Raw genomic sequence first — 19,372 nt, forward strand, 5'->3', positions numbered from 1 at the left:
CCCTGCCATAGATTGATGTTTTTTTCGTAATGCTCTCATCACAATGGCTACCATATGAAAATGGCACATTTGCGTCGGTGTATTTAATAAATCTTTCAATAAACCTCGCCTGCCATCACAGGTAATTGATTGAATTTTATAGCCTTTCATACGAAGTGAATTAAACGCTATCCTGTAATAAACATCTTTTTCTGTTTTAATAACACGATGGTAAACCACCTTTTTAGAAAGCGAATCCATCAGGACTAAAATACCAAATTCACGACCAAAGAAGGTTGTATCCGCAATAATATTTAAATAACGTGATTGGGGTGGATTTAATACTGTTTTAGGGGATTTTTCGATATATCTTTGAATCGCTCTGATTGAACAATGATATTTTTCGGCAAGTTGTTTATAGGTTTGTTTTCCGATTGAATAATCATTCCAAATATTTATTGGATTTAATTTCTTCTTAAGGGTAAATGTTTTATTACAAGCATTACATTTATAGCGTTGAATATTATTTCTTATACCATGTTTGCGAATGTCGCTACTGTGGCAAAAATGACATTTTTTGGGTTCAGAATTCAAAAAAGTGGCTTAAAGCCCGTAATATAAGGCTTTAAGCCACTTTTTAGCAACCATTTTGTCTACTATGCTGAAAAATATAGTGAAGATAAATCTATACATTATTTTAATTCTCTTTTCCGATATTCATTAGGCGTTATTCCTACATTTTTATGAAATGTATCAATATAATAACTCACTGTACTAAATCCTGTATCAATTGCAATTTGACTAATGCTTTTATCAGAGTGAATTAATAATTCAATACTTTTATTGAGCCTATGTTCTAGTAGATATTCAAAAATAGTCATTTTTGTTTTTCGTTTAAATAAACGGCAACACTCATTTTTATTGAGAAAAATATGTTGTGCAATCTGCTCTAAAGTTATTTTTTCTGCATAATGTTGATGAAGAAAAGAAAGAATTTTTTTGATCTTTTGATATTCATCTTTACTTTCTATTGTAGTAAGCAAAATAGGGTTTAAAGCATTCTTAACAACAAGTGCTAAGGTTTGCATTAGGTTAATGCAGATATCAATTTCAAAACTAAATGATTTATCGACATAGAACTGGTAAATATCTTTTAATTTATTGATACACTCAATATGCCACTCTTCCGATAAATCAAGAAAAATAGCTGATTGAGTTAAAGTATTCAAATATTTTTGTTCGATAACACTTCCTTTAAAGCTTGAGAAAAGTTTCTTATCAATATTAATACAAACATAGGTGCTTTCAGGATCATTTACCGCTTTTATAGAATGCATACAACCAGTATTGATGAAGATCCCCTGTCCTTCTTTTAAAATAAATGTTTGATCATTAATATAAAAATAGATTTCACCTTGCGTGACATATGAAAATTGGTATTCATCGTGCCAGTGCCAAATTACATAACCTAGTAAATTTTTAGAAAGTGTATTTTTATAAACTGCGAGCGGAAAAGTAAAATCACCGTGGTTAGTAAGTTCTTGATTAGAGCGGTCAATTTTAACATCTACAATCTGCATTCCTTTAACGGTCATATTTTCTCCTATCATCAATATATTGATAGATTTTCACTATATTATGATATTAATGACATAATTTATCAATATAATGAAATTAGTGGTCAATATTTTTATAGAAATGCTTGATGAAAGAGAGAATACTTCAAATCACTTAATCAATCATTCTAGGAGGATATATGTCTGCAATCATTATGGCGCAAGCCATTATGTTTATTACCTTAATATTAATGGTTATTGGAAGAACACCTCTCTATCTTACCGCTATTATTGGTTCTACCCTCGCAGCTTTAACCGTGGGAATTCCTCTTTATGGTGGCGAAGGTGTAAGTATTGCCAAATTAGTTATTAATGGTTTAAATCCTGTTTTAGCTGATATGACAGGGATTTTACTCTTTATTGGTATTATGCATAAAACAGGTTTTTTATCTGTAATTATTCGAGACGTAATTAAATTAGGTAATTATGTTGGTGGTGGACCTGGCATTATTACTGCTGCAAGTATTGCCGCTGGTTTTATAGGAATGATGGTGGGATTTACACAAGCGGTTATTACAGGTGTTATTGCTGGACCCGCAGCATTAAAATTAGGTGTAAAACCTGATCCTGCCGCAGGTGCTTTACAACACGCTAATATTTTAGGTTGTGGCGCAGGTTTCGCTCACCCAACACAAGTCGCTATCATTACAATGACTGGTGTCGGTTTTGGTATGGTCAATGTATATGGTGCTATAACAGCTGCTGCAGTAATGGTTCTTGCGTATTGGCGAATGCATAAAGATGTGATTGCTTCAGGCACACTACAAAAATATAGTGCTGAAGAAATGGAAAAAATTCTAAAAGAGTTTGAAAGCCATTCAAGTCATATATCGTCGATCACTGCAATCATTCCATTTGCTATTTTAGTGATTGGCTTTGTATTAAAAATGCCAATTTTCATTGTTGGCTTCTTCGCTAGCCTAATTACGATATTGTTAGCCAAAATTAATCCTACAGAGGGAGAGAAAGCAATGGTAGAGGGCGTACAAAAAATCGCTGTTCCACTCGTTGCTACAATCTGTTTCTTATATATGTCAGGAGTGATTAATAATATTGGTATTGCTGCATTATTATCTGAATGGCTTAAACCTGGGTTAGACACTGCACCAATTTTATTATTGTTCGGAATTTCATTACTTACAGGGATTATAACTCAATCATATTCCGCCTCTGCAGCCATTATTCTGCCATTCCTTGATATTGTTTTAAAAGCGGGTGGTCATCCAATGTTAGCTGCTGTAGCTGCCATTTCGGGTGGTAATTTAGGTCAATACTTTCTAACTGGTGGACCTGTTTCTGGATTATCTACGGTAACACCTGTAGTTCAAGGCAGTTCATTATTGTTAGCAAACCGTTTTCAACGCCCAAACATTGCGTTTAGTTGGTTAGTTGCATTACTTCTACTTATCACCCTTGGATATATTTATCAATAGGAGAATTATATTATGACAAAAACAGTCGTCGCAGCATTACAAATTGGTTCATCTCAAAAAGGTAAAGCGGAAACATTAGCAAATATTCTTACATTTGAAGAAGAGATTAAACGTTCAGGAGCAAAATTGGTCGTAATGCCAGAAGCGCTTTTAGGTGGTTATCCAAAAGGGAAAACTTTTGGTACTTACTTAGGCTATCGATTACCCGAAGGTCGAGATGAATTTGCACAATATTATCAAAATGCAATTGATGTTCCTGGTGTTGAAACAGATGAATTAGCATTACTCTCCCAAAGAACAGGAGCAAATATTGTTATAGGTGTTATTGAACGAAGTCAAACCAGTCTTTATTGCTCAGCCTTGTTTTTTACTCCCGAAAATGGGCTTGTCGCTAAGCACCGAAAATTAATGCCGACAGCAACAGAACGTTTAATTTGGGGACAAGGTGATGGCTCAACTTTACCAGTTATCAATACGGAAGCTGGTAAAATAGGTGCTGCAATTTGTTGGGAAAATTATATGCCACTACTGAGAATGGCAATGTATTCAAAAGGAATTGATATTTGGTGTGCACCAACAGTTGATACAAGGGAAATTTGGCGAACATCAATGCAGCATATTGCTTATGAAGGAAGATGTTTTCTTATTAGTGCTAGTCAAGTACAGCCATCGCCAAAAGAATTAGGTATTGAGGTGCCTCAATGGGACACTGATTTACCTTTAATGCACGGAAATAGTGTTATTGTAAATCCAATGGGTGAAATTATTGCAGGTCCATTAAAAGATAAGGTAGGACTAATTAGTGCAGAAATTGATTTAGATGAGATAGTCAAAGCTCGCTATGACTTTGATGTTTCTGGGCATTATAGTCGTCCTGATGTTTTTTCGTTGGTGGTTGATGAAAGAGAAAAGAAGAACGTAGAGTTTAAAAAATAAGGAAAAATGGGGATATTCAACCGATTATCCCCATTTTGTCTACTATGCCATTTTATATAGTAAGGACGCCGAGTTGGCGTCCATTGAATACTAACTTTGTATAAAACTAAGCTTAGGCACTCTCCACCCCAAATGAAATGACCTCTTTAATATGCTCTGCGCCAAGCGCAAGCATAATCAAACGATCAACGCCTAAAGCCACTCCCGAGCAATTTGGCATGCCTGCTTCTAATGCTGCCAGAAAACGCACATCTAGGGCTTGAGGCGGTAATCCCATTTTTTCACGCTCAACATTATCGGCGTTAAAACGGCGGATTTGCTCTTGTGCATCATCTAATTCATGAAACCCATTGGCTAATTCAAGCCCTTTATAATAAAACTCAAAGCGTTCAGACACTCGATGGTCTTCACTACTCACTTGCGCTAACGCTGCTTGTGTCGAAGGGAAATGATATACCGCCGTTGGGCGTTCTTTGCCAATATTGGCTTCCACGATTTCGCTAAATAAGAATTGTAGCAAGGTATCTCGGTTTTCATCGTCATCACATTGTAGACCATGTTTACGAGCTTTTTCGACTAACTGCGATTTTGTTGCAGAAAGTGGATCTAACCCGACATAAGTTTGGAATACAAATTGATAGCTATATGACTCCGCCGGTTCGCAATCCAAAATTTGCTGGAGCAAATCGTCCACTTCATTGATTAAACGATACATATCAAAATAAGGGCGATACCACTCTAACATGGTAAATTCAGGATTATGTCGTTTGCCTGCTTCTTCGTTTCGGAATACTTTGCATAATTGATAAATTGCCCCAGAACCAGCCGCTAATAAACGTTTCATGTGATATTCCGGGCTCGTCATCAGATAGAGAGGTTTTGCCTCACGTTCAAATGGGGAGAGAAATTGTGTACTGAAAGTGGAAAGATGAACATCCGTTACTGAAAATTCACTTAATACCGGTGTTTCAACCTCTAAGACGCCACGATCTGAAAAGAACTGGCGGATTTCTTTCATAATTTTGGCGCGCTTTAACAGGTGTTCAATCGAAGCCGTAGGTTGCCATTCAATTTTTGTTAAATCTAACTGTGTCATTGTTTTTATATGTGAAAAAATTTGACCGATAGAGTAAACCAGCCATAAAGGCTTTTCAAGCACTCTAAAAAGACAAGCGGTTGAATTTCTGAGATTTTTTGCAAAATTCTCTCAAAATTCAACCGCTAAATGTAAGTGAATAACTTAACGATATATTAAATTAACACATTAGCTAAGGCGATACCAACACAACACGCCACTACAACACCGACAAGACCCGGTGCCATAAAGCTGTGGTTGAAGTAGTATTTACCAATTTTGGTTGTACCGGTTACGTCAAAGTTTACCGTTGCGATATCTGACGGATAGTTCGGGATAAAGAAGTAAGCATAAGTTGCCGGCATTAAACCAACTAATAATGGTGCCGGTAAACCAATCGCAATCCCTACCGGTAATAACATTTTCGCTGTTACTGCTTGACTGTTTACCACTACAGACACCGCAAATAATGCGAAGGCGAATGTCCAAGGTTGTGCTTTAATCATTTCAGTAATACCAGCTTTGAATGATGGCATTGCATAGTTGAAGTAAGTATCACTCATCCACGCAATCCCGAAAATCGCAATGGTTGCCACCATACCGGATTTGAACACCACGCCATTTGGTACTTTTTTCACATCGGTTTTGGTAAGCACTAAAATTAAACCACCGAAGGTAAGCATCACGATTTGGATAATTTTATCCATACCGGCTGTTTTGCCAGTATCTGCCATAACCGGTTTAAGTGATGGGATCATCGCAACAATCACAATAGTTGCAATCGCAGCTAAGAAGAGATATACCGAGTTTTTCGCACTAGCAGGCAGTTGCTCATCAAGTGATGTTGAACTGGTTTCTTCAATTTGTTTACGCATCACAGGATCTTGCATACGGCGTTGATATTCCGGATCATCTTCCAACTCTTTACCACGGCGTAAGCTATATAATGAAAGCGCTAACACACCACAGAAAGTTGCTGTCATTGTAACCGCAACCACATTTAATAAAGTTACGCCTTCAAACCCTGGTAATTTTGTGATTTCTGTTAAATAGTACGCTACCGCCGCAGAAAGTGGACTACCTGTAATCCCTAATTGTGATGCCACAGAAGCAGCTGCCATTGGGCGTTCAGGACGGATTTTATTTTTTAATGCGATGTCGCCAATGATTGGCATAATAGAATAAACTGAGTGCCCTGTACCTAACATTAATGTCATAATGTAGGTTACAATCGGTCCTAAAATCGTAATACGTTTTGGATTGCTACGTAAAATACGTTCCGCGATTTGTAACATAAATTTCAAACCGCCAGCTGCTTCTAACACAGAAGCACAAGTTACCACTGCTAAGATAACCAACATTACGTCAATCGGGGCTTTCGATAATGGCATCCCGAGGAAAAAGACTTCCACAAACAAACCAATACCAGACACAACACCAAGACCAATACCGCCATAGCGACTACCGACATATAAAAATGCTAATAAAAGCAAAAATTCAAAATAAAGCATAAAACGCTCCTGAATAATAAAATTAACTATACAAAAGTGTACGCTTCTCATCTTAAGAAAACTTTGCACTTGATCAAAAACACCTACTAATGGGTAACACTTTCGTTAAATGCTGAAGATTTGAACAGCATTATGTCGTGGCAACACATTGAAATTAACGCCAAAGTTGTAATGCCGCCATATAAGCAGCAATGATGAGCAAAATCACGCCCAAGCCTTTTTGGATCAATACCTCCGGCAAATAGCCTTTTAATTTGATTGAGATAAAACTGGTTAAGAATGAGCAAAATACCACAACAGCAACCACACTAAAATTAACATAGCCGATTTGCCACGCCTCTTCTAAATAAAAAGGTGGCGTTTTGCTTAAATAACCATATAAATTGCCCAATCCGCCAATTAACATCATATAGTTGCTGTAAACGGCTATTTTGGCTGGCTTAATGCTTGGTAATAAACTAAGTAATGGCGCCATAATCGAACCTCCACCGATGCCAGTAATACCGGCAATTCCACCACCCAAAAAGCACACTGCTACACCTTTGAGTTTTTCATTTGCTGTGGAAGCGATCTGATTTTTCCCTTTTTTTGTTAGAAAGCTCCGCCACGCCAAAACCAACAACGTACCAATAAAAATAGTAATAATCAGGAAATTCGGGAAACAAAAACTCAGTTCAAAACCAAGCTGCACACCTGCTATCATACCAACCGACCACAACAATAGCGGTTTTATCTGAACGGAAAATTTTTGCTTGTAAAACGAAATAAGATTGATACACGCCGTTCCCATAACCGTCGTTAAAGAAGTCGCTGCAACCATTTGTAACGAAAATTCAGGGAATAAGGTATGTAAAATAGGTACCATCAACACGCCGCCACCAATGCCAAAAAGAGCAGACATGATATTGGTTACCACACCACAACACATTAAAATAAGGAGAGTCGTTAATGTCATTACGTCCTCCAAAAAAATAAAGAAAAAATAAAATTCGGTGGCATTATCCAACACGAAAATAGAAACATTTATGATCACCCTCATAAAACTGGAGTGTTTTTTCATTATTTTCCAAATTTGTGAAACTGATCACTCCTTAATTATGATGATTATCATATGATGACAATGAAAGAGAGGATTATGCTTAAACCGTCCTAATTTAATGGATTTTCTACAAGAATCAAAAACTCATCAGAAGGAGGACTATATGTTGCTTACAATAGTCAGTTTTTTAGTTGTAACCACCGCAATCGGTTTAGTCTCTTGGTATAAAACCAAAGGGGAGGATTTAAGCACTTCAAAAGGCTACTTCTTGGCTGGGCGTGGATTGAGTGGCGTGGTTATCGGCTGCTCAATGGTATTAACTTCACTTTCAACAGAACAGTTAATTGGGATCAACGCAAACTCTTATGCAGGTAACTTCTCGATTATGGCGTGGACGGTACAATCCGTCATTCCACTCTGTTTCCTTGCGTTATACCTGTTACCAAAATATATCCGTAACGGTTACACTACCATTCCAGAGTTCTTTGAAGCACGTTTCGACAGACAAACTCGTTTGATTATGTCAACGCTCTTCTTGTTCTTCTATCTTTTCATTGCTATTCCAACCGCACTTTATACAGGGGCGATTGCATTTAATAAAATCTTCAGCCTACAAGAAGTGTTTAATCTCAGCTATGGCGAAGCGATTACTTACACTGTGATTGCGATTGGTATCATCGGTGCGATTTATGCGATTTTCGGTGGTTTGAAAGCTGTTGCCGTATCAGATACTTGGAATGCGGTGATCTTAGTGATCGGTGCGTTACTGGTGCCTATCTTTGCTCTTGCTTATCTAGGTAATGGCAGTATTTCAGAAGGTTTACACATTATCGGTACAACCCACGTTGAAAAATTCAACGCTATCGGTAGTGCAACAGACGCTGTGCCTTGGCCAGCTATCTTTACGGGTATCTTAATCGTAAACTTCTTCTACTGGACCACAAACCAAGCGATTGTGCAACGTGCGTTAGGGGCAAGAGATTTAAAAGCGGGTCAAAAAGGGATTTTAATTGCAGCACTTTTCCTCTTGTTGCTACCGTTAATCCTTAACTTGCCAGGCTTATTAAGCTATCACATTCTTGGCGAAGGCTTAAAACCGATTGATGCGTCATACCCAAGTTTAGTCAATAAAGTGTTACCGACTTGGTTACAAGGCTTCTTTGTGGCTGCATTATTCGGAGCGATTTTAAGTACCTTCAACTCATTCTTAAATTCAGCGGCAACCATCTACTGTAACGACTTATTGCCTGCGATTACTAAAGTCAAACGCACCGACGCAGAGCTTATCAGTTATGCGAAAAAAGTCGGTACAATTATGGCGATTATCACAATGGTTGTTGCACCGTTATTGATGTTCGGTACAGACGGTATCTTCTTGTTTACTCGCCGTTTTGCAGGCTTCTTTAACATTCCTATCGTTGCACTCTTTGCCGTTGGATTGTTCAACCGCTATGTATCAGGTTTGGCGGCTCGTATTACCTTGTTAGTCCACGTTGTGCTTTACTTTACCCTTGTTTGGATTATCAACGTGAAAGTCAACTTTGTGTATGTGATGGGTTCACTCTTCGTCTTTGATGTAGCGTTAATGCTTATCTTAGGTCAATTCTTAAAACGTGCGACTCCATACGAAGACAACCAAGTCAATCATTCCAATGTGGACTTAACCCACTGGGAATATGCAAGAACCGCCGTGGCTTCATTAGTGTTAGGCTTGATTACCTTACACTTGGTGTTATCACCACTTGGTTTAGCTTCCGCAGAAGGCAATGCGACAATGATTATGGGCGTATGGGCTGTGGTGCAAGTGCTTATCTTGATTTTCTTCGGTAAAAAGAAAGTGGTAGATAAAGCGTAATTAAAAAGCATAATTAAAGTGTAGGGACACACTGCGTGTGTCCAAAGAAAGACAAATGTACGGACACACGCAGTGTGTCCCTACCCTAAAATAATGGAATAGCGTTATGAACAACATCGTTTACATTCTTTTAGACCAAGTCCGCAAAGATATGCTTGGTCCTTACGGACACCAAATTGTCAAAACCCCGAACCTTGACAGACTTGCGGCGGACGGTATTCGTTTCAATAATGCGTTTACGCCTGCCTCTGTTTGCGGACCTGCTCGAACATCATTATTTACCGGTTTAATGCCTTCTAGTCACGGGATTATTAAAAACGGCGAAAAAGGTGGCACAGGGGAAATCAGCCAGCAAGCACCGAACATCTGTAATTTAGAAGGATACAACGCTTATGTCGTAGGGAAATGGCACGTTGGCACAAAATCTGTTCCTGAAGATTATGGAATTAAAGGACACAATTTTGACGGATACGGTTATCCAGGTAGCCAAGTCTATAAAAATCTGGTGTTCAACCAACCGCCGACACACTCTAACCGTTATCGTGAATGGCTAGAAGAAAAAGGCTATGAAATCCCTGAAGTCAGCCGAGCTTACTTTGGCGATAACCCTCATTTACGCGTACAAGAATTGTGCGGTTTACTCTCTGGTACAAAAGAAGAAACCATTGAATACTTCATCATTGACGAAGCGAAAAAATATATCCGCGAGTCGCTGGAAGAAGGCAAACCGTTCTTTACTTGGATTAACTTCTGGGGGCCACATACCCCTTGTATCGTGCCTGAGCCTTACTACTCAATGTACGATCCAAAAGATGTTGTGCTAGATGAAAGTTTCTTCAAACCGCTTGAAGGCAAACCAGGGCATTTCCGCACCATCTCAAAAATGTGGGGAATGTGGGAAGCCAGCGAAGAGCGTTGGAAAGAAGTGATCACCAAATTCTGGGGTTACATCACCTTAATTGATGACGCTATCGGTGAGCTGTTTACCTTCTTGGAAGAAAACGGCTTATATGAAAACACCTTCCTCGTTGCCACGGCGGATCACGGTGATGCAATGGGCGCGCATCGTATGATTGAAAAAGGTGAGTTTATGTTTGAAACCACCTACAACGTCCCACTGATCATCAAAGACCCACAATCTAACCGTGTCAATGAAGTCGATGACAATCTCGTCTATCTTCACGACCTCACCTCAACGGTCTATGATGTCGCAGGGCAGGAAGTTCCGCCAGAGTTCCAAGGGGAAACCATTTTACCGATCACCAGAGAAAACAAAGAGAACGACCGCAAAGGCTTGCTCTGCCAGCTTGCAGGACACTTTGTTTACTTTGAACAGCGTATGTGGCGACGTAAAGATTACAAACTGGTCTTCAACGCCACTGATTTGTGCGAACTCTATGATGTCCGTAAAGACCCTGAAGAAATGCACAATCTCTTCTATGATGACGCTTACAAAGCAATCAAAAAAGAGATGCTCGAAGAGATGCGTTTGGAAATGAAGCGTCTGAACGACCCGCTTGAGAATTGGGTGTATCGGATTATTGATGAAATCTAGCAACAGATTCGCAAAAAACGAAAGAAATCAACCCGCTTGTATAAACTATACACTCTAAGAGTTGGACTTCCATCAACTTTTAGAGTGTTTTTTTATAGTTTTCATAGAATAAAATACTTTTTAAATAAAAAGTATTGACCTACAAAATCATTGTAGTTATAATTAGCGCAACTCAATGATAAGGAGATAGGTATGAAAACAACTTTTCACATAAACCAAAGAATGAAGCAACGTGGTATTACTAAAGAAATGATTAATTGTGTTATTGAACTTGGAGAAATTATTCAAGATAAATACGTTATTGATAAAAAATTAGCAACTTCTTACATTAAGTTGATTCAGCAAGAACAAGAAAAACGTAAATTACAATAAATAGGTATAAGATATGAAAATAGAAACATATACAGTTCAACAAGTTATTTCAAATATGAGTGATTCGGAATTATCTAATGTATTGAAATATATGAAGAAAATTGCAGATAAACAAGGGGTGGCAGTAGTAATGGAAGATGATGCTTTAATTACAACCTATAACCTGAATAGCTATAATCGTAAATTATCAAAGTTTCACTAATATTAAGGTTTAAATAAATGATTAAATTAAATAAAAGTAAATTAATGGATCTTTACAAAGATATGAGAGGAACGTTCTCTATTGAAGATCTAAATGAAATCGCATTAAAAGCAATGGCGCTTGTAATTCTTAATGTAACATCACTATTGAAAACAAAAGAAGACATTCTCAAGGCAATAGAAAATGCAGAAAGAGAGTATCCTCAAGCATTTACTGATGGTAGTCGAAATGTATTGAGTCATTTAACAGAAGATACAATATTTGATCTTATTTATGATCTAAGTGAAAACCAACAAAAAGGATTATTTACGCCAGAAAATAAATTTGAGTGGGTTCAATATATTTTTAACTTGATGAATGGTACTAAATATGGCTATTTTGCTTTTGATGATTCCATTTATGATTTTTGTAATAAACTCTATTCAAATGTGAATCATGATGAAATATATATCCCATTTGAAAATAGCTTCTATCATACTTTAATGTTCAGTCAAGAACAATCTGTGGCTTCTGAAGGAGTGAAAACAACACCAATTCCTGCTATTCTAAATATTATTTTAGGTGGCATTCAATATAAACAAAGTGATGCAATAACAAATCCTGCTTATATTAAAGATGGAAAATTAAGATTGTTTAGCAAAGGTTTTCTTGCCGAACCTTGGGGGATGAAAGTTAATATTAACGATCAAGATAATCAGCGTTTTTCTGTTAAAAGTAATAACTTGCAAAATTACCTTATTCAGCATTTATTTCAACAAGTAAATGATTTTGCTATTGTAATTATGCCAATAAACGGACTACATTCTTCGGTACAAAGTGAAGAGCTGATGCGTCAATGGTTACTTGAACAAGGTTATTTAAAAGCGGTTATATCTTTACCGAGCGGATTATCTATTTCTACAATGACTAATAGTGCATTATTAATTTTTGATTTTTCTACAAAATATGAAACAGTAAACTTTATCTCGTTAAAAGATTCCGAATTTGTAGAGAAAAGAAATAGAGAAACTAAACTTACTCAACTAGATAAGCTGATTGATATTATTGATAGTAATCTTGCACATAAATCATCTAAAAAAGTAGATGTTAAAAGCATTTTAAATAATAGCTATATATTGAATCCCGAACGCTATGTATTAGATAACTCTACACAAGATGCTTTAAATATTTTACAGGAATATGAAACGAAAAAATTAGGAGATTTAGTTGACATATATCGCCCTATTCCAGTTTCTAAATTAAAATCAGATGGTTCGGAAATGTTTTTTGAAATTCAAGGAGGCGACATTCCAGAATTTGGCTATATCGATACTGCAAGTAAAGAAAATTATATCGATAATGAACTTATGAATATATTATCTCCACATTTATTACAAGAAAACGATATTATTATTACAGTAAGGGGAAGCTCTGGAAAAGTGGGAATTGTTTCTAAAGAATTGCTGAATAAATATCAAGGTAAAGTTATTATTGGACAGGCTAACTTAATATTAAGAGTAAAAGATCCTCAAAATGTAAATGCAATTGCATTATTAATGCAATTACGTTCTGAATTAAGTCAATCTCGCTTGCAAGTATTATCATCTGGTGCAGTTTTATCTGGTTTATCGGTTAAAGACTTAAAAGAATTTTTAGTAGCAAATTTTTCTTTAGAAAAACAAAAAAAACTGGAAGAAAATTTCCAAAAACAAGAGATAATTAAACAACAAATTATTCAACAAAAGCAACAAATGCAATTCTTAGCGAATGACTTTTGGAACTAACAAAATTAATAGGATTATTTAATGGCAAAAGCACCTAAAATCAACAAAATTGAAGATATTTCCCTAGAAACTGTGATGATGAATTGCCGTAATGCTTTGCGTGGCAAAGTTGGCGGTAATGAAAAAAACCGAGATACTGTCATGGGATTGGTTTTTTTAAAATTTGTAGGAGATAAATTTACCGCTCGCCGTGCGGAAATCCAAGCACAATATCCTGAAATTTTTTGGGAAAATGAAGCTTTTTATCGTAGTGAAAATGTATTTTATTTAAGTGAACACGCTCGCTGGTCATATATTGTAGAAAATGCCAGTAGCGATGATATTGCCATCAAAATTGATACTGCTATGGCAGATATTGAAGAGCGTAATCCACCATTAAAAGGAGCTTTACCACAAAACTTTTATGCTACTTTGGGAATTGGCAAAAAAGAAATTAAAAGTTTAATTGATGAAATTAACAAATTAGATAATAACCGATTCCATGAAAAAGATTTGATTGGACGTGTTCAGGAATATTTTCTACAGGTTTTTGCGATTGATTCAGGCGTTGGAAAAGAAAAAGGCGAATTTTATACCCCAAGCAGTATTGTAGAGCTGATTGCAGAATTGATTGAGCCTTACAATGGCACAGTATATGACCCATGTTGTGGTACAGGTGGTATGTTTGTTCAATCGCTTAAATTTGTTGAAAATCATCAGGGTAATCGCAAAAATATTTCTATTGTTGGACAAGAAAGTAATCCTGACACTTGGCGATTAGCCAAAATGAATTTGGCATTGCGTGGTATTGCTCATAATCTAGGTGAGTCGGCAGTTTCTACGTTTACACACGACCAATGGAAAGATTTAAAAGTCAATTATATTATGGCAAATCCGCCATTTAATTTAAAAGATTGGCGTGACCAAAATGAATTGACAGATGACCCTCGTTTTGCGGGATATGCTGTACCACCTAAATCTAATGCCAACTACGCTTGGATTTTGCATATGTTGTCCAAACTTGATGAAACTGATGGTATTGCAGGCTTTTTATTGGCAAACGGTGCATTGAATACGGGTGGTGATAAACCTGATACTGATACGGAATATGCTATTCGTAAACAGCTAATTGAAAATGATAAAGTAGAAGCTATTATTGTTTTGCCACGAGAAATGTTTTATTCCACAGATATTTCTGTCACTTTATGGATTGTAAATAACAATAAAAAACAACGCTCACTCAATGGCAGACAATTACGAAATCGCCAAAATGAGATTTTATTTATGGATTTACGCACACTTAATAGCCATATTTATGAAAAAAAATATGTACAGCTAACTGCACAAGAAATTAGCCAAGTATGTGAAATCTATTTTAACTGGCAAACAGGGAAAAACTATCAAAATATCCCTGAATTTTGTCAATCGGTAAGTGTAGAAACCATTCGCAGTAAAAATTATTCATTAGCTCCAAGTCAATATATTGAATTTGTAGATAAAGATTTAGGTATTGATTATCAAACAGAAATGAACCGTATCCAAATGGAAATGTCAGCTTTATTGGTGCAAGAGAAACAGTCACAAGCTATGTTAGAAAAGGCATTTGCAGGAATTGGGTTCGCTTTGGACAAGGTGGCAAAATGAAATATAAACTTGGTGATTTAATCGAACCTTACACAAAATCTTGCAATATTCACAATTTAACACTTGATGATGTATCTGGTATTAATCGGGATAAAGAATTTTTTTCTCCAGCTAAGCAAATTGGTGTAGATACCAGCAAATATAAAATTGTTCCGCCTAATTATTTTGCGTGTAACTTAATGCACGTTGGGCGTGATATTGTTTTACCGATTTCTTTAAATACAACCAATAAAGATAAAATTGTTAGCCCTGCTTATACAATTTTTAAAGTCAAAGATGAAACCCTCTTATTAAGTGAATATTTGTTTATTTGGTTAAAATCAGATGAAAAAGACCGTTATTTCTGGTTGTTTACAGATAGTTCAATTCGAGATGGATTATCTTGGGAAGATATGTGCAATATTGAACTGGATTTACCACCTATTGAAATTCAACAAAAATATGTTGCGGTATATCAAGCTCTGCTTGCCAATCAACGTGCCTATGAAACAGGATTGGAAGATTTAAAATTGGTGTGTGATGGTTATATTGAGCATTTGCAACATCATACCGAATTACAACGGATTGGGAATTATTTAAATAAAGAAGAAATTAATAATAAAAATGGAAAATATACTCTTAATGATGTAAAAGGCATTTCTATTCAAAAGAAATTTATAGAAACAAAAGCTAATATGGAAAATGTTTCGTTAAAACCCTATTTGTTAGTAAAGCCTGAATATTTTGCTTATGTAACAGTTACATCTAGAAATAGTGAAAAAATTACCATTGCACATAATAATTCTGGTAATACTTATTTAGTATCATCAAGTTATGAAGTTTTTTCTGTTAATAAAGCTCAATTATTACCTGAATATTTAGCTTTATTTTTTAATCGCAGTGAATTTGACCGTTACGCTCGTTTTCATTCTTGGGGAAGTGCAAGAGAAGTATTTAGTTGGGCAGATTTATGTGAAGTAAAAATCCCTATCCCTGAATTGCCTGTACAACAAGCCATTGTAGATATTTACAAAGTATTGCTAGAACGCCGTCAAATTAACGAACAATTAAAACAGCAAATTAAACAAATTTGCCCTGTGTTAATTCGTGGTGCAACTGAAGAAATGGTTGGACAAACAGTCAATTAATATTAGGGTGTTAAGTTTTCAGGCTGCCTGAAAATAAAAGGAATATGAAATGAACCCAAAATTTTATGAGAGCCAATTAGAACTGGCAGTAATTGAATTATTACAACAGCAAGGCTATGAATATAGCCACGGTGAAGGATTTAATCGTTCATTAAATGAAGTGTTGTTGCGTGAAGATTTACAGGCGTATCTTGCGACTCGTTATGCAGAACATCAGTTAAGCCAAAGTGAAATCCAAAAAATTATTGCTCAACTAGAACATATTCCTGCAACACCTTTGTATTTGGGCAGTAAATCGGCATTTAAACTGATTAATCAAGGGATTACTTTGGTTCGTGATGATGCACGTTTGCCTGCCGTGCATATTCGCCTGATTGATTTTGATGATGTACAAAATAATCGCTTTCGTGTAGTCAATCAATTTAAAGTGGCTGGAGAACATGAGCGTATTCCTGATATTTTGTTATTTATCAATGGTATTCCAATTACAATTTTTGAACTTAAAAGTGCGATTGAAGAAGATGTTACCATTTACGATGCATGGGAACAAATTCATATCCGCTACAAACGTGATATTCCTAAATTATTAAAATACACATTTTTGAGTGTGATTAGTGATGGTGCGAATAATCGTTTAGGGTCAGTCTTTACCCCTTATGAATTTTATTATACTTGGAATAGGGTAAATGATGAGCAAATCACCCAATCAGGCATTAAAACGTTGGAAAGTCTGATTGCTGGGGCGTTATCTCCTGTGCGAATTTTGTCATTGTTACGTGATTTTATTTATTATCCCGATAACGATGATAAAGAAATGGTTGTGGTTGCACGCTATCCCCAATTTTTTGCTACATACAAAATGTTTGACAATATCAAACAGCATTTGCGTCCACATGGCGACGGTAAAGGCGGTACTTATTTTGGAGCAACGGGCTGTGGTAAAACTTATACCATGTTGTATTTGGCTCGAATGTTGGTTCAACGTGAACAAGATATATTTAAAAATCCTACCGTAATTATCATTACTGACCGAGAAGATTTGGATAGCCAAACTGCCAGAATTTTTACTAATGCCAAAACATTTTTAGGCGAAGAAGAAGTGATGAGCATTGAGTCTCGTCAAGATTTAGCTGATAAACTCAGAGCAAAGCCAAGTGGAGGTGTATATTTAACGACTATTCAAAAATTTGCTGAACATATTGGTTTATTATCAGAGCGTAGCAATATTATTTGCATTTCTGATGAAGCCCACCGCACTCAAACAGGCGTGGACGGTAAAGTCTATGTTGATGCAACAGGTGTGCAGGTAAAATATGGTTTTGCCAAATATTTGCGTGATGGTTTTCCTAACGCAACTTATGTTGGTTTTACAGGCACGCCTATTGATGAAACATTGGCAGTATTTGGACAAGTGGTTGATAAATATACCATGAAGCAAGCTAGCGATGATGGGATTACTGTGCGAATTACTTATGAGCCTCGCTTGGCTCGTGTTTTGCTATCAGAAGAAAAAGCCAAAGAAATTCAACGCTATTATGAATCGTGTGCGGAACAGGGCTCAACAGAATATGAGATAGAACGCAGTAAACGTGAAATGAGTCAAATGCGTCAAATTTTAGCCAATCCCGACCGCTTAAAACTATTGGCTAAAGATATGGTTACGCATTATGAACAGTTATGCAATGAAAATCCTGCCATTGTCAAAAAAGCGATGATTGTGTGTGCTGATAGAGGAATTGCTTTTGAACTGTTGAAAAATATTGTGGCAATCCGCCCTAATTGGAATGTAGCAAAAAAATGTGAAGATGAATCACAATATACAGCACAAGAATTAGATAAATTACTGGCTATTGAAAAAATTAAATTGGTTGCAACACGCAATCAAGATGACCCAGATGAGTTATACCAAATTTGCGGTACAAAAGAATACCGAAAAGAATTAGACCGCCAATTTAAAAATACAGATTCTAATTTTAAAATTGCGATTGTTGTTGATATGTGGATTACAGGATTTGATGTACCAAGCCTTGCGGTTATGTACATTGATAAACCTTTGCAAAAACATACATTAATTCAAACCATTTCTCGTGTGAATCGAAATTTTGAAGGCAAAGAACAAGGCATTGTCGTAGATTACATTGGCATTAAAAATGCGATGATGCAAGCTGTAAAACTATATGGCAGTGATGATGAAACACCTGTTGATGATATTCAAGTATCGTTGGCAGTATTACGCAATCATTTAAAATTATTAGCCAATATTATGCATGGTTTTGATGCTACTGATTTTTATCATGGCTCGCCATTGGCTCGATTGCACTGTTTGAATATGGCAACGGAATGGGTTCAGCAGAAAAAAGAAACTGAAAATCGCTATATGGGGTTATCCAAACGCCTGAAATCAGCGTATGAAATTTGTGTCGCTACAGGGGAATTGAGCGATGATGAAATTGCTCAAAGTCAGTTTTTCCTTGCAGTACGAGCCATTATTTATAAACAACATACAGGTAATCACACCGCTCCCGATACCGAGCAGATGAATGCTTATGTGAGCGATATGGTCGCAAAAGCCATTACCTCTACAGGTGTAGAAAACATTATCAATGCTGATACTCGCCAAGAATTGTTTGATGAATCATTTGAACAAGAATTAGCAAAAATTGATTTGCCCATTTCTAAATTTCACGCATTACTGGCATTGCTCAAAAAAGCCATTGGCGAATACGGCAAAACCAATAAAGTCAAAAGCATTGAATTTGATAAACGCATGAGAGATGTTGTTGAACGCTACAATAGCCGAGATAATTTGGCGTTTGTGAATGAAGTAGTTGGTGATTTTATTAATAGTTTATCTGATGAAATTTTGAATTTATTAAAGGAATTACAAACAGACAAACAATCTTTTGAAGGGTTGGGGATTAGCCTAGAAGAAAAAGCGTTTTATGATATTTTGATTCATGTGCGAAATACGCACCAATTTGATTATGCTGATGAAAAATGCGTAGTTTTAGCCCAAAAAATCAAAGAATTGGTGGATAACAACAGTCAATTCTCTGAATGGTCTGTACGAGATGACATTAAAAGTAAATTGAGTATGGAATTAACATTGTTACTATATAACAATGGTTATCCACCTGAATGGAATGAAGAAGTATTTGAAAAAGTATTGGAGCAGGCGGAGAATTTTAAGCAATATCACTAGAAGATATTATTCTTATAAATTTATCATAAATGGGCTTATTTATTGTACAGTAGGATAAATATTAATTTTTAAGAATAAGGACGT

The 19,372-nt window shown here is 36.2% G+C and carries 15 protein-coding genes; 10 read left to right on the forward strand and 5 right to left on the reverse strand.

Features of this window, described 5'->3' with window-relative positions; all coding sequences use genetic code 11:
* Both AM305_RS00600 and AM305_RS00605 read right to left on the reverse strand, forming a co-directional pair.
* Positions 1 to 573: IS256 family transposase, variant Zn-binding type (locus tag AM305_RS00600; protein ID WP_005822099.1), on the reverse strand; the 573-nt coding region annotated here is incomplete at its 3' end.
* Between the two features lie 98 nt (positions 574 to 671).
* Positions 672 to 1,574: a helix-turn-helix domain-containing protein gene (locus tag AM305_RS00605; RefSeq protein ID WP_005822101.1), complete on the reverse strand. Its 903-nt coding sequence runs from the start codon at positions 1,572 to 1,574 to the stop codon at positions 672 to 674.
* A 161-nt stretch (positions 1,575 to 1,735) separates the two neighbouring features.
* Here AM305_RS00605 and AM305_RS00610 point away from each other — a divergent pair, with 161 nt between their 5' ends.
* Both AM305_RS00610 and AM305_RS00615 read left to right on the forward strand, forming a co-directional pair.
* Positions 1,736 to 3,028 (forward strand): hypothetical protein, encoded by a 1,293-nt coding sequence (locus tag AM305_RS00610; protein ID WP_005822103.1) that lies wholly within the window; start codon positions 1,736 to 1,738, stop codon positions 3,026 to 3,028.
* A gap of 12 nt (positions 3,029 to 3,040) precedes the next feature.
* Positions 3,041 to 3,964 carry a carbon-nitrogen hydrolase family protein gene (locus AM305_RS00615; RefSeq protein WP_005822105.1) on the forward strand — a complete coding sequence of 308 codons (924 nt, stop codon included), beginning with the start codon at positions 3,041 to 3,043 and terminating at the stop codon, positions 3,962 to 3,964.
* 112 nt (positions 3,965 to 4,076) lie between these two features.
* On the opposite strand, the gene epmA is transcribed toward AM305_RS00615, so the two are convergent.
* The 3 genes from epmA to AM305_RS00630 all read right to left on the reverse strand — a co-directional run bounded on the left by epmA (position 4,077) and on the right by AM305_RS00630 (position 7,505).
* Positions 4,077 to 5,060 (reverse strand): elongation factor P--(R)-beta-lysine ligase, encoded by a 984-nt coding sequence (gene epmA, locus AM305_RS00620; protein ID WP_005822106.1) that lies wholly within the window; start codon positions 5,058 to 5,060, stop codon positions 4,077 to 4,079.
* A gap of 155 nt (positions 5,061 to 5,215) precedes the next feature.
* Positions 5,216 to 6,550 (reverse strand): anaerobic C4-dicarboxylate transporter, encoded by a 1,335-nt coding sequence (locus tag AM305_RS00625; protein ID WP_005822108.1) that lies wholly within the window; start codon positions 6,548 to 6,550, stop codon positions 5,216 to 5,218.
* A 154-nt stretch (positions 6,551 to 6,704) separates the two neighbouring features.
* Positions 6,705 to 7,505: a sulfite exporter TauE/SafE family protein gene (locus tag AM305_RS00630; protein WP_005822110.1), complete on the reverse strand. Its 801-nt coding sequence runs from the start codon at positions 7,503 to 7,505 to the stop codon at positions 6,705 to 6,707.
* A gap of 247 nt (positions 7,506 to 7,752) precedes the next feature.
* Here AM305_RS00630 and AM305_RS00635 point away from each other — a divergent pair, with 247 nt between their 5' ends.
* The 8 genes from AM305_RS00635 to AM305_RS00670 all read left to right on the forward strand — a co-directional run bounded on the left by AM305_RS00635 (position 7,753) and on the right by AM305_RS00670 (position 19,288).
* Positions 7,753 to 9,444: a solute:sodium symporter family transporter gene (locus AM305_RS00635; RefSeq protein ID WP_005822112.1), complete on the forward strand. Its 1,692-nt coding sequence runs from the start codon at positions 7,753 to 7,755 to the stop codon at positions 9,442 to 9,444.
* A gap of 106 nt (positions 9,445 to 9,550) precedes the next feature.
* A complete protein-coding gene (locus AM305_RS00640; protein WP_005822114.1) occupies positions 9,551 to 10,999 on the forward strand; it encodes a sulfatase family protein in 1,449 nt (482 codons plus the stop codon).
* Positions 11,000 to 11,191: 192 nt separating this feature from the next.
* Positions 11,192 to 11,371 carry a DUF4258 domain-containing protein gene (locus AM305_RS00645; RefSeq protein ID WP_005822115.1) on the forward strand — a complete coding sequence of 60 codons (180 nt, stop codon included), beginning with the start codon at positions 11,192 to 11,194 and terminating at the stop codon, positions 11,369 to 11,371.
* A gap of 13 nt (positions 11,372 to 11,384) precedes the next feature.
* The gene (locus AM305_RS00650) at positions 11,385 to 11,573 is read left to right on the forward strand and encodes a hypothetical protein (protein ID WP_005822117.1); all 189 of its coding nucleotides are present in this window, start codon (positions 11,385 to 11,387) and stop codon (positions 11,571 to 11,573) included.
* A gap of 17 nt (positions 11,574 to 11,590) precedes the next feature.
* Positions 11,591 to 13,336: an N-6 DNA methylase gene (locus AM305_RS00655; protein WP_005822119.1), complete on the forward strand. Its 1,746-nt coding sequence runs from the start codon at positions 11,591 to 11,593 to the stop codon at positions 13,334 to 13,336.
* A gap of 21 nt (positions 13,337 to 13,357) precedes the next feature.
* Positions 13,358 to 14,959 (forward strand): type I restriction-modification system subunit M, encoded by a 1,602-nt coding sequence (locus AM305_RS00660; RefSeq protein ID WP_005822121.1) that lies wholly within the window; start codon positions 13,358 to 13,360, stop codon positions 14,957 to 14,959.
* Positions 14,956 to 16,086, forward strand: coding sequence for a restriction endonuclease subunit S (locus AM305_RS00665; protein WP_005822122.1), 1,131 nt, complete (start codon positions 14,956 to 14,958; stop codon positions 16,084 to 16,086). The genes AM305_RS00660 and AM305_RS00665 overlap by 4 nt, the downstream gene beginning before the upstream one ends.
* 49 nt (positions 16,087 to 16,135) lie before the next feature.
* Complete coding sequence (locus AM305_RS00670; protein WP_005822123.1) at positions 16,136 to 19,288, forward strand: type I restriction endonuclease subunit R; 3,153 nt, start codon at positions 16,136 to 16,138, stop codon at positions 19,286 to 19,288.
* Positions 19,289 to 19,372: the final 84 nt, after the last annotated feature.

The organism is Actinobacillus minor NM305, from assembly GCF_000175195.1.
GTDB classification, from domain to species: domain Bacteria; phylum Pseudomonadota; class Gammaproteobacteria; order Enterobacterales; family Pasteurellaceae; genus Haemophilus_A; species Haemophilus_A minor.

What these genes read in the sequence shown, in the direction of transcription:
- epmA (WP_005822106.1), bottom strand. Translation starts at nt 5,060, where the DNA reads ATGACACAGTTAGATTTAACAAAAATTGAATGGCAACCTACGGCTTCG.
- AM305_RS00625 (WP_005822108.1), bottom strand. Translation starts at nt 6,550, where the DNA reads ATGCTTTATTTTGAATTTTTGCTTTTATTAGCATTTTTATATGTCGGT.
- AM305_RS00650 (WP_005822117.1), top strand. Translation starts at nt 11,385, where the DNA reads ATGAAAATAGAAACATATACAGTTCAACAAGTTATTTCAAATATGAGT.
- AM305_RS00665 (WP_005822122.1), top strand. Translation starts at nt 14,956, where the DNA reads ATGAAATATAAACTTGGTGATTTAATCGAACCTTACACAAAATCTTGC.
- AM305_RS00610 (WP_005822103.1), top strand. Translation starts at nt 1,736, where the DNA reads ATGTCTGCAATCATTATGGCGCAAGCCATTATGTTTATTACCTTAATA.
- AM305_RS00655 (WP_005822119.1), top strand. Translation starts at nt 11,591, where the DNA reads ATGATTAAATTAAATAAAAGTAAATTAATGGATCTTTACAAAGATATG.
- AM305_RS00645 (WP_005822115.1), top strand. Translation starts at nt 11,192, where the DNA reads ATGAAAACAACTTTTCACATAAACCAAAGAATGAAGCAACGTGGTATT.
- AM305_RS00670 (WP_005822123.1), top strand. Translation starts at nt 16,136, where the DNA reads ATGAACCCAAAATTTTATGAGAGCCAATTAGAACTGGCAGTAATTGAA.
- AM305_RS00640 (WP_005822114.1), top strand. Translation starts at nt 9,551, where the DNA reads ATGAACAACATCGTTTACATTCTTTTAGACCAAGTCCGCAAAGATATG.
- AM305_RS00630 (WP_005822110.1), bottom strand. Translation starts at nt 7,505, where the DNA reads ATGACATTAACGACTCTCCTTATTTTAATGTGTTGTGGTGTGGTAACC.
- AM305_RS00635 (WP_005822112.1), top strand. Translation starts at nt 7,753, where the DNA reads ATGTTGCTTACAATAGTCAGTTTTTTAGTTGTAACCACCGCAATCGGT.
- AM305_RS00605 (WP_005822101.1), bottom strand. Translation starts at nt 1,574, where the DNA reads ATGACCGTTAAAGGAATGCAGATTGTAGATGTTAAAATTGACCGCTCT.
- AM305_RS00660 (WP_005822121.1), top strand. Translation starts at nt 13,358, where the DNA reads ATGGCAAAAGCACCTAAAATCAACAAAATTGAAGATATTTCCCTAGAA.
- AM305_RS00615 (WP_005822105.1), top strand. Translation starts at nt 3,041, where the DNA reads ATGACAAAAACAGTCGTCGCAGCATTACAAATTGGTTCATCTCAAAAA.